The following is a 10,638-nucleotide window of genomic DNA, read 5'->3' as shown; positions in this document are numbered from 1 at the left end:
GGCCCTACGCGCCCAGCGCCTCCCCCAAACCCGTACCCACGAGCCCCTCGCGCAGGGCGACCGCGGCGGCCTGGGTGCGGTTGGGGCAGTCGAGCTTGGCCAGCACGAGCGCGACGGTGCGCTTGGCGACATGCTCGGACACCTCGAGGGCCTGCCCGATCTGCCGGTTGCTGAGCCCCTCGACCAGCAGTTCCAGCACCCGGCTCTCCCGCTCGGTGAGCTGCCTCCTCGGAAACCGGGTCCGCGGCCCGGCGGCGCCCCGGGCGGGCCGGACGGACCGGGGCGCCGCCACCGTCTGCCCGGCCGGCACCGGCGCCGGCCAGACCCCCTCGGTCGGGTTCCGCAGTGCCTCGTCGAGCCCCTCGCTGGTCAGGGCGTCCTGGTCGAGGATTCCGTCACAGGGCACGACCTCGCCGGACGCGGCGCGCCGCACCTCGGCACCGGGCAGCACCAGCAGGACCCGGACCCCGTTGCGGCGGACGACCTCCGCCAGTCCGGCGACCCACGCGTCCTCGCCCTCCCCGGCGCCGTTCACACACCAGAGCACCAGCACGTCGCAGGAGAGGATGAGCAGTTGGACGGCGTCCTCGGGCGACGCCGTCGTGAACTCCTCGGGCCGGAAGACGGTGGTCTGCTTCACGTGGGCCGCTTCCTCCAGCATGGCTGCGAGCCCACTGCGCGCGACAGCGCCCCGCGCCACGACCGCGACCCTGACCGATCCCTGGTTCATCCAGCGCCCCTGTCCATCCGCCGACCGGCTCCCCCACCGAGCCTCCGTCGCACAATGCCAGCGATTATGTCCCGACGGGGTGCGGTTTTTCGCCACCTCGAGGGTTGCAGTAGATCGACGATCCAGTCACCACTCCGCGACATACGGTCATTCCGCCCCCTCCCCCGACCCCCACCCACAAGATCTCGGCCAATCGGTGCACCCGGTGAGGACCAGCAGGGTGACGACGAGGTAGCCACACCGGTCACGGCCCATCACCCGTAGGCGCACCGCTCTTCTCCTTCCCCTCATTCAGCGTTACGTCACTGTTCAGCGTGGGCCGCGTCGCGGTACGGCGTGTACGGCGGAGGGGTGCGGATGTCGGTGGACGGTGAGGCGGCGGTTGAAGCTGCGGCGGGAGTCCGTGGGCGTGCAGACCGCTGAGTTCGCCGGCAGTGGGGGCCGTCGACGATGGCGGTGCCGGCCCTGGTGGACGCGTTCTGCGGCCGGACGGGGGCCGTTGACAGAACGGGGGCAAGATCACACAATCATCGCCATGACCACGTACTGGTTCGTCAGGATGTCGGTGGCGCCGCGCGTCCCGGATCGAACCGGCTGCGAGCGCTCCGGCCGATAGCCGACCGCACCCTCTGATCCGGGCCCGGCCCCTCAACGCCCGGGCCCGCCCCCCGTCTTCCCGGCCGTCGGCCCCGTGCAGCCCCTTTCCCGGGCCGCCCCGACAATCCATCCCGCACACCCGCGTACGGCGGGTGTGCCCCTCGGCGTCCGCGACGCCGGAACGGTCCACGCCCCGAAACAGCCGGCCCGTCCCATCTCCATGACCCGACCCGTTCGAACCCCGTGTGCAGAGGAAGGACGTCCCATGACCGTCACGAACACCGCACCGCCCGCCACCCTGCGTGAGGCACGCATCCCCGGAGACGGCCTCTACGAGGGACGGCGCGTCCTGCGCCGGGTGCCCGAGGGATGGGAGGAACGGCCCTACGAGCTGTTCGAGCTCGAACCGCAGGCGCGCACGATCGGCGCCGAGATCAGAGGAATCGACCTGTCCCGCCCGCTCGGCCCCGAGCTGCGCACCGAACTCCACCGGGCCCTGCTGGAGTGGAAGGTGCTGTTCTTCCGGGGCCAGCACCTCGCCTCCGACCGACAGCGCGCCTTCGCGCGTCACTGGGGCGAGTTGGAGACCAACCCGCTGCTCGCCGCCGGTTCCAGCGAGGACGTCGTCCGCTTCGACAAGGGCAGCGGCTCCACTCCGACGTTCGAGAACGTCTGGCACGCCGACGTCACCTTCCGCGAGCGGCCGGCGCTCGGTGCCGTCCTCCAGTTGCGCGAGGTGCCGCCGGCCGGCGGCGACACCCTGTGGGCCGACATGGCCGCCGCCTACGACAACCTCCCGCAGGACGTGAAGGACCGCATCGACGGCGCCCGCGCCGTGCACGACTTCATCCCCGGTTTCGCGCGGTTCTACGGGCCCGAACGGCTCGTGCCGCACCAGGAGCACTTCCCGCCCGTGGAGCACCCCGTCGTGCGCACCCATCCCGACACCGGGCGGCGCATGCTGTTCGTGAACGTCTCCTTCACCACCCGGATCACCGGCATGCCCCACGAGGAGAGCGACCGACTGCTGCGCTACCTCTTCCAGCAGGCGCACATCCCCGAGTACCAGGTCCGTTTCCGCTGGCAGCCCGGTGACGTGGCGTTCTGGGACAACCGGGCCACCCAGCACTACGCGGTCAACGACTACGGCCCCCACCACCGGGTCGCCGAACGCGTCGCCATCGCGGGCGACCGCCCCTTCTGATCCCCCGGCGCACGGCCGTGCAGGGCCCTGACCCCGCACGGCCGACGGGGGGGCCGGGTAGCCGTCACCGCGAGGGCGTGGAGCAGGTCGGTGGTCCCGGTGAGTTCATCGTCGCCGAGACCGATCTCGCCCTGCGGACGTGGCTCAAGCTCCCGAGTCGCGTCCGTCCGGCGATGCTTCCTCCGGCTGACGGCGTCCGTGCGGGGTAAAGGTGAAAGCCGACGTGTCACGATCCAGGTCGATGGTCAGCGCCGCGTCCAGAGCCTTGGCCAGACGGGTGAGCAGCGGCAGAGTCGGTACGGAGTCTCCGCCCTCGATGTTGGAGATCTGCGGCTGAGTCATCTCCGCCCGCCGCGCCAGCTCGGTCTGCGACAGGCCGAGCGCGGTACGCCGGTCATGGACAGCCTGGCCGAGGGCGAAGGCATACCCGGCTTCGACGTAGGCGGCGGATTCCTCGACCGTCTCTCCCAGAAGCTTCTTGGTCCGGCGGGTCTTCCACTCGGAGTGGTTCATGGGTTCCCTTCCTCCGTTCGGTCGTAGCCGTGCTCGGCGGGACCATGCTCGGCCTCGCACACCTTCTGCACCTGCTGGGCACGCTCGACCTCGCCACTCTCGCGTTGCTTGGCCTTGCGGAACACCGTCAGCAACGCAATGCGCCGGTCGGGAGCGAGCCAGTACGTGATACGGACGGCATTGCCATCCATGGTGAAGCGCAGCTCTCACACCTTGCCTCCGAGGTGACGAGCGTACGACTCCCCCAGAGTGGTCGGCTGGTCCGCGAGCATGTCGACAGCACGTTCAGCCTTGTCGTAATGCGCGTCCGTCAGGAGCTCCAGCCATCGCCGAACCTCCGGTTCGATCTCGATCGACCATCGATCTTCCACGCTCACCACTATACAGAAATCCATATGAGGCGCCGATGGGAGGTGCGCCGTGCAACCTGCGGCACTCCCCCCGCCACCCCACTCCTGGCACAACGATGAGTCACCCCTCGTAGACGGCGGCGACCCGCCACTGTACGGAGCAATCGCCCTTCATTCACCCCTCTCGATCGGCGCCTTCGCGGCCTTGAGCACGGTCTCACCGACCCCCGGATCACTCGTGGGTGTACCGCTCCCCTCTGCTCCTCACCCACCGTCATCGCCACACCTACCGTGAGAGGCCTCGCAACGCGACGCGTACGGCGGAGGGGTGTGGATGTCGGTGGACGGTGAGGCGGTACAGGTCAGGGACGAGACGGACGAGCCTGGCTGGGAGGTCGACCCGGACGACGAGTGGGGAGTGGCCGTCATCACCACGGTGGGGCGGCAGTTGAAGCTGCGGCGGGAGTCCATGGGCATGCGGGTCGCCGACTTCGCGGCGGCGATGGGATACGGGGAGGACCTCGCCTACAAGGTCAAGGCCGGCAACCGCATCCCCCGCCCCGAGTATTCGGAGAAGGCCGACGAGGTCCTGAGCGCGGACGGACTGCTCGCCGCGATGTCGGAGGACGTGGCGAAGGTCCGGTACCCGAAGAAGGTGCGGAACTTGGCGAAGCTGGAGTCCCAGGCGGTGGAGCTGCTGTCGTACGGCAGTCACAACCTTCACGGAGTCCTGCAGACCGAGGAGTACGCACGCGCGCTCCTGAGTACGCGGCGGCCGGTGCTGTCGGAGGACGAGCTGGACAGGGCGGTCGCCGCTCGTACGGCTCGTGCAGCCGTCTTCGAGCGGAGCTCCGCACCGGAGCTGAGCTTCGTCCAGGAAGAGGTGACTCTCCGACGCCCGGTCGGAGGCATCATGGTGCTGCGCAGGCAACTCGAACACCTTCTGGAGTTGGCACAGTTGCGACACGTGTCGATTCAGGTGATGCCGACGTCCCACGGGGACCATCCGGGGACCGGAGGACGGATCCAGATGCTCAAGTTCGCAGACGGCACAGCGGTTGGACGGGCTGACGACGAGTTCGGCAGCCGTCCCGTCACCGACCTTCGGCAGCTGAGGATTCTGGAGCTGCGCTATGGCATCATCCGAGCCGAGGCGCTGACCGGACGAGAGTCGTCGGCTTTCATCGAACAGGTGCTGGGAGAGACATGAACCGCAAGGGATCGGTCGCAGACGACGTCGAACTGACCTGGTTCAAGAGCAGCTACAGCGACAGCAGCAATCCCAGCGACTGCGTCGAGGTCGCCATGTCCCCCGGCGCCGTCCTCGTCCGGGACTCCAAGAACACCCGGGGGTTCCGGCTCACCCTCACCCCGGTCGCCTGGGCGGACTTCCTGGGGATGGCAGGGTTCGCGAGCCGGGGGTGACCGCCAGAGCGGACACCCCCTCCGCGCCGCAGCGGAGCGTTACAGCACCGGCAGGTTCTTCCGCAGCTCGAAGGCCGTGACCTCGGAGCGGTACTCCTCCCACTCCTGCTTCTTGTTGCGTAGGAAGAGGCGCAGGTCAGGAGCGGCCTCACGCGATCGAGGCTGGCCCAATGCAGACCAGTAGCCGAGCGGTTGTCGCTGGTCGTCGCTGGTTGCTGTGGGCCGCCCTTAGACGGCCCACAGACGGCCCCACGGCAGCTTTACAGTCCTCCCAGGTTGACAGGGCAAGACGTGCGTTGACCTGGTCAGATGCGAGTAATCGCCCAGAAAGTCCTCAACCCCGTCCACACGTCGTCCAGAGAGTGAGCAAGAAGAGCTCTGTCAACTGCCCTCTCGTAGCATGCCGCGTTTCCGGAGCTAGCGGACGTGGGACGAACCAAGGCACACCTACACTTCCTGGCTACAAGAAACCTGAAGTCAACGTAGGCGCCCAGCGAAGCAGATACGCTTGGGCCACTGGTGGCCCAGCTGGGGGGGGAGACGCAGTTGTCAGGGTGGGAACCTTTCGCACTGAAGCTAGCGGCTGGCGCGCTTCGATCTGTAGCTACCGCTGGGATTCGCTCTGCCCTATCAGGGAAACCGGGCGCCTCCATAGTCGCGAATCCCTCAGCAGGCCGCCTCAGAAACCGGTTCGTCCGAACCAATCAGGTTCACGAAAAGGACATTGCGGCATTTTCGCAGCATGTCGTGCGCACATTAACACCTCTACTGGAAACCGAATTCCGTAACCTTCCAGAAGAGGAGGCTATGGCCGCCGCGAGGGTCGCAGAATCCTCTTTCTCGAATATGCAAATCGACCCTTTCGAGAGCGACTTCGATGCGGCAACCTATGCACGGAGAGTCACTCTCACAGATGTTGAATCAGTCAAAAGAGCACAGCTAAGTGAATCCGGTGAACAATTTTATCACCGACTCGTACATGAAATTTCTGCACAACTCCTCAACTTCATCACCACCTGGCCTTCCTTTCTCGCTCGAGCTAACCTAGAGCAGCTTCAACGCACGACAGAACTGGCCAAGCAGATAAATGCGATCAAACAATCTGCAGTAGACAATGCGTCCGAGGACGAGATCCGCTTTGAGGAAAGGTACGCTTCAGTAGCTGTCCGCAAGCTCGACCAGCTGGAGCTTTTCGGAGTTACTCTCTCAGATCCAGAACAGAGGTCCTACCCTCTCAGCACGGCTTACATCAGCCTCGCGCTAGCAGAGGTGCGGCCGAGAAAAGAGGTGATTGGCACCTTCAACATGCCCGAACTGTTTCGGCAGGAAAACCCCGAGCTGCTCCGAAATTTTCACGAGCAAGTTCCATCACCTTCGTATGACACGGCGGGCGGAATCCGCTCAGAGCAGGCACTAGCCAGCTTTAAGCGCATCTTGCTACGCGGTGAGGCAGGGTCGGGTAAAACAACACTCTTGCATTGGCTAGCAGTTAACGCCGCGCGTCGATCTCTGGATGACGAGCTCAGAGATATCAACGGCTTCATCCCATTCTTTCTGCCGCTACGACGTTTTGCTGCTACCAGCCTGCCGGCCGCTCACGATTTTCTCTCAGAGCTGGGAAAACACCTATCAGGGGAAATGCCGCCTCGCTGGGTTAACCGGGTATTGGCCAGCGGTCAGGCTCTAGTGCTGATTGATGGCGTGGACGAACTACCGGAAAGCCGAAGGGATGAAGCCAAGGAATGGCTTCAAGAACTAGTGAACTCCTACCCGGAGGCAAGATACATCGTAACCTCACGTCCGGCGGCTGCGGAAGAGGGATGGTTGGTTCGAGAAGGTTTCACGCCCCTAGACATGCTTCCCATGAGTCCTTCCGACATCGAGAATTTCGTACAACATTGGCACGCCGCAGTCCGTGAATCCCTACCAAGCAACTCTAAGGAAACGGATTTTGAAGAGCTTGAGCGTTATGAGGAAGAGCTCATCCGAGCAATTCGATCTCAAGCACCACTCCGAAAACTAGCTTCAAACCCCCTTCTTTGCGCTCTCCTATGCACCCTGAGTCGTGACCGACGAATGCAACTACCTCGAGGGCGGATGGAACTATACGCAGCCGCGCTCGAGATGCTGCTTGTCCGCCGGGATGTTGAGAGAAGGATCTCACACGATAACGCCCCAGCGCTTACGCTGCATCAGAAGCAAAGGATTCTTGGCCACTTCGCTCACTGGCTGATCAGGAACAACCTGACGGATGCGCGAGACGACCAAGCAATTGCACAAATTAATCATGCACTGAAATCCATGCCGCGTGTTACCGCCTCGGCCCAGAAAGTGTTCAAGTACCTTATGGTACGGAGCGGACTACTTCGGCAACCGGTTGACGGGAGGGTTGATTTCATACACCGAACTTTCCAGGAATATCTTGCTGCAGCCGACGTGATTGCGATTAATGACATCCGGTCTATGATCGGACACGCCCATAAAGACCAGTGGCACGAGGTTGTCATTATGGCCGTAGGACATGCAAGGCCTCAGGAGCGGGGAGAGGTCCTAGATCTGTTGATTAAAAGGGGAGATGCCGAACCACACAACCTCGCACGTCTTCATCTACTCGCGGCAGCTTGCTTGGAGAGTGCTGAGGAAGTCGATCCCATCGTCTACGAAGAAGTCCGCCAAAAGGTCGAATCCTTGATACCACCGAGCCGTGTGTCTGAGGCAAAAGAGATCGCCGCGGTTGGAGAAGCAGCTTTGAGCTTGCTGCCACGAACGTCCCGGCGGCTCACTGCTCCCAAGGCGTCAGCTACAGTTCGGACGGCCAGCCTAATTGGCGGAGATGCTGCCCTAGACATTCTCGCGGGGTACGGGGGCGACCATAGGAGTTCAGTTTATCGTGAACTCTCTCGCGCCTGGATTCAGTTCGACCCTCATGAGTACGCTGAACGAGTAATGAGCAAGTCGCCCATAGCAGCCAGGAAGCTGAGCATCGCAGATCACAACTTGCTAAACGCCCTCTCTCACTTTCCCGCCTTGGATACCGTGGAATGTGATATGCTGGTAGAAGATTTTGACTGGCTACAGCAAGCGCCACCCATCAAAAGCCTGGTCTTTAGAGGAGGTGTAAGCCTGTCAAATATGGAGGCTCTGACGAACCATGAGTCACTAGAAAAACTCGGCCTGTTTGGCATCATGGATACGCCTGCGCTGCTGCAGCCACTCAGCAAGCTGCCAAATTTGTCATCGCTGAGCTTGCATTTTTCCTCCGTCTTCGAATTCTCAATGGGCCAACTTCCTGAGTTGCCACATCTACGCGGTCTAACTGTGATTGATGCCAGCGACAGCGCCTTCGTAGATGCAGACGGCGGTAAAGTCCCACAACTGAGCAACCTCTCGATCGGATCAATAAAGGACCGATCATTCAACCTCACAGGAATTGAAAAGCTCACCAACATTCGATCGCTATTCATAGATACAGCGCGCATTCGCGAAACTATCCTCGAATTGAATAATCTCCCTCGTCTTGAGGATTTGTACCTTTTCACGGCTTCCCCAGAAGGCTGGGAAGAGATCTGTCGGATTAAGCCTCTCAAAAGGCTCTCCATCTACTTCGACGCCGAGCTCCCCACTGTCCCGGACATGTCTCTCCTGAGGGAACACAAAAAGATAACGGTGAACCTCAAACTCCGTGAAGGAGTGAAAGCTCCTGCAGCAGAAGCACGGAAAGACGTGTCCCTTATATTGCGCAAGTGATGCCGCAGTCCGCTCCTCGCATAACGCCACCGTTTAGCGAGAGGCTCTTGGCGAGGATACCTCCCCTCGAGCCTGCACCAGCTATTCTGGTACGCACCACGGCAGAACGGAGAGTGTTCCGCGGATGGGACCGAAGACGACTAAGGTCTACGAGACACTTCGGGCACGGCTCGCTGCGAGCGAGTACGCCCCCGGCGATAAGTTCCCTTCGGAACGGAAGCTGAGCGAGGAACTGAGCATTGGGCGAACCGCGCTCCGGCAGGTTCTTGCGCGGCTCGTGGCCGAAGGGGCATTGGAAGTCCGCGGCCGGAGTTCATACCGGGTCCCCGGCGCAGTGAGCGTAGGGGCCCCGGAGGGACTAGAGCCCTGGAAGATCCACGGCGAGCGGGATCTCTACAACAACCGTTGGGTCAAGCTCCAGTTGTGGGACGTGGAGCCGCCCGACATGGAACGGTTTGAGCACCACGTCGTGAAGCTCCAGCATGTGGCCATCACGGCGGTCCTGGACGACCAGGATCGCGTGCTGATGATGTGGCGGTACCGGTTTGTCCCTCAGCAATTCGGCTGGGAGCTCCCCGGGGGCATCGTGGATGCGGGGGAAAGTGCTGCCGACACCGCACTTCGCGAGGTTGTCGAGGAGACGGGCTGGCGACCGAAGTCGCTGGAACACGTGGTCACCTACCAACCGATGGTTGGCATGGTTGACTCGCCGCACGAGATCTTCATAGGTCACGGTGCCGAGAAGGTCGGCTCGCCGACGGACATCGAGGAGGCCAGCCACATCGAGTGGGTACCGCTGGCGGACATCCCGGGGCTCATGGCCCGTGGTGAGCTGATGGGCTCTGGCACCCTCGTGGCCTTGCTTCACATCTTGGCGACGCGTCGCAAGCGAGGTCTTACAACCGCGCAGTGAGTTGGTCGACGCGACGGCGCTGCCGCACCGAACCGGTGCGGCTCGCCAGCAGTCGCGCTTGCCGTAGTTGGGTCTGCGCGTCGTCGTACTCGGCTCGAGTCAGGTGGGCATGGGCCAGGTCTGCATGAAGGCCGGCGCGAGCGCGCACGAATGTGGGGTCCATCACCTCCAGTGCGTCATAAAGGCTGGTCACTGCTTCCACGTCGCCGAGTAGGGCGAGGACGTTGCCGCGCCACCGTGTGAGGTGGGCATCGTTCAGGAAGATGCTCACCATGTCCGGGTCGCGGTCCTCGGAGCCCGGTGGAATTGCCACCATGGCGGCATCAAGGGCGCGCCGGCAGTCATCCGGTTGTCCGACATAAGCGCAAAGCTCCGCCTCCGCTGCGTGCAGCCATGCCTTTAGGCGAGGGGAACCTGACGGGCCGAGGGTGCGCTGAGCGTCGCGCACCAGTTCCAACCCGAGCGCCGGTCGCCCGGCCTCGCTGAGCACGTATGCTTGCTCCCCCATCGCGTGCGCCAGATACATCGGCGCTTCTGCGTCACGCGCTGCGCGCTTCGCAAGTTCGTAGTGCCGCCAAGCCCGTTCGACCGCGCCTGAGTCGATCGCCTGCCACGCTGCGAGCGTCGATGCCCCGGCGAGCGCAAGCGCCACGGGGCGGCGGGCGGATGGGAGTACGGCGAAGTTCAGAGCCTCTTCGAGGGCGGCAAGGTGACCCGTCATCTGGTCGATCAGGCTCGCTGCGCCCATCTGGCGATCCATGGTGCGCAGCAGTTCGGTCTGGTCGTTGAACGCCTTCACCATGGACTCACTGACACTGCCGGCCGCATCGATCCGGCTGAGTAGTTCGTCGTACCCGTCGACCGAAGGTGCTACCGGCGCTGGCGCAGCGTTCCTCAACTCCGAGTCAGCCACTCCGAGGAGCTGCCGCAGGATGGCCGCATACCGGTCCGAGATGGTGCGCTTGCCGTTCTCCCACTCGGACACGTACACCCGCAGACTGGCGGTTGAGGCCACGTCCGTGACGTTCCGTCGGGCGTACTGCTCGATTTCGCGAACCAGTCGCTCCTGAGACCAGCCACGCGCCGTGCGCGCGCTTCGAAGTCCTGTGCTCATAGGCCACCGCCCGATGTTGACGCCCGAACCGACCTTCACAGCATG

Annotated in this window: 8 protein-coding genes and 2 pseudogenes; 5 read left to right on the top strand and 5 right to left on the bottom strand. The window is 63.4% G+C overall.

Annotation, left to right across the window (positions count from 1 at the left end; genetic code table 11):
* Positions 1 to 4: 4 nt before the first annotated feature.
* Entirely contained in the window at positions 5 to 730 is a 726-nt protein-coding gene (locus tag AC6F7H_RS21105; RefSeq protein WP_500758483.1) for a helix-turn-helix transcriptional regulator, read from the bottom strand.
* A gap of 862 nt (positions 731 to 1,592) precedes the next feature.
* Here AC6F7H_RS21105 and AC6F7H_RS21100 point away from each other — a divergent pair.
* Positions 1,593 to 2,531, top strand: a complete 939-nt coding sequence (locus AC6F7H_RS21100; protein ID WP_500758482.1) for a TauD/TfdA dioxygenase family protein — start codon at positions 1,593 to 1,595, stop codon at positions 2,529 to 2,531.
* A 144-nt stretch (positions 2,532 to 2,675) separates the two neighbouring features.
* On the opposite strand, the gene AC6F7H_RS21095 is transcribed toward AC6F7H_RS21100, so the two are convergent.
* Positions 2,676 to 3,044 carry a helix-turn-helix domain-containing protein gene (locus AC6F7H_RS21095; protein WP_500758481.1) on the bottom strand — a complete coding sequence of 123 codons (369 nt, stop codon included), beginning with the start codon at positions 3,042 to 3,044 and terminating at the stop codon, positions 2,676 to 2,678.
* Positions 3,041 to 3,439, bottom strand: a pseudogene (locus tag AC6F7H_RS21090) (type II toxin-antitoxin system RelE/ParE family toxin). The gene AC6F7H_RS21095 and the pseudogene AC6F7H_RS21090 overlap by 4 nt, the downstream one beginning before the upstream one ends.
* Before the next feature lie 289 nt (positions 3,440 to 3,728).
* On the opposite strand from AC6F7H_RS21090, the gene AC6F7H_RS21085 reads away from it, so the two are divergent.
* Together AC6F7H_RS21085 and AC6F7H_RS21080 are read left to right on the top strand one after the other, a co-directional pair.
* On the top strand, positions 3,729 to 4,604 hold the full coding sequence (locus AC6F7H_RS21085) for a DUF5753 domain-containing protein (protein ID WP_500758480.1): 876 nt from the start codon (positions 3,729 to 3,731) through the stop codon (positions 4,602 to 4,604).
* Positions 4,601 to 4,819 carry a DUF397 domain-containing protein gene (locus AC6F7H_RS21080; RefSeq protein ID WP_500758479.1) on the top strand — a complete coding sequence of 73 codons (219 nt, stop codon included), beginning with the start codon at positions 4,601 to 4,603 and terminating at the stop codon, positions 4,817 to 4,819. The genes AC6F7H_RS21085 and AC6F7H_RS21080 overlap by 4 nt, the downstream gene beginning before the upstream one ends.
* Positions 4,820 to 4,858: 39 nt before the next feature.
* Here AC6F7H_RS21080 and AC6F7H_RS21075 read toward each other — a convergent pair.
* Positions 4,859 to 4,945: pseudogene (locus AC6F7H_RS21075) on the bottom strand (glutamine synthetase); the annotation flags it as partial.
* Positions 4,946 to 5,338: 393 nt separating this feature from the next.
* On the opposite strand from AC6F7H_RS21075, the gene AC6F7H_RS21070 reads away from it, so the two are divergent.
* Together AC6F7H_RS21070 and AC6F7H_RS21065 are read left to right on the top strand one after the other, a co-directional pair.
* A complete protein-coding gene (locus AC6F7H_RS21070; RefSeq protein ID WP_500758478.1) occupies positions 5,339 to 8,566 on the top strand; it encodes an NACHT domain-containing protein in 3,228 nt (1,075 codons plus the stop codon).
* Between the two features lie 124 nt (positions 8,567 to 8,690).
* Positions 8,691 to 9,479: an NUDIX domain-containing protein gene (locus AC6F7H_RS21065; RefSeq protein WP_500758477.1), complete on the top strand. Its 789-nt coding sequence runs from the start codon at positions 8,691 to 8,693 to the stop codon at positions 9,477 to 9,479.
* Here AC6F7H_RS21065 and AC6F7H_RS21060 read toward each other — a convergent pair.
* Positions 9,463 to 10,593, bottom strand: coding sequence for a helix-turn-helix transcriptional regulator (locus AC6F7H_RS21060; protein ID WP_500758476.1), 1,131 nt, complete (start codon positions 10,591 to 10,593; stop codon positions 9,463 to 9,465). The two genes, AC6F7H_RS21065 and AC6F7H_RS21060, sit on opposite strands and share 17 nt — an antisense overlap.
* Between the last annotated feature and the right edge of the window lie 45 nt (positions 10,594 to 10,638).

Source organism: Streptomyces sp. MMS24-W38, from assembly GCF_059889265.1.
The sequence above is the reverse complement of the archived record's forward strand: the minus strand, read 5'-3'. Positions and strand labels throughout refer to the sequence as shown.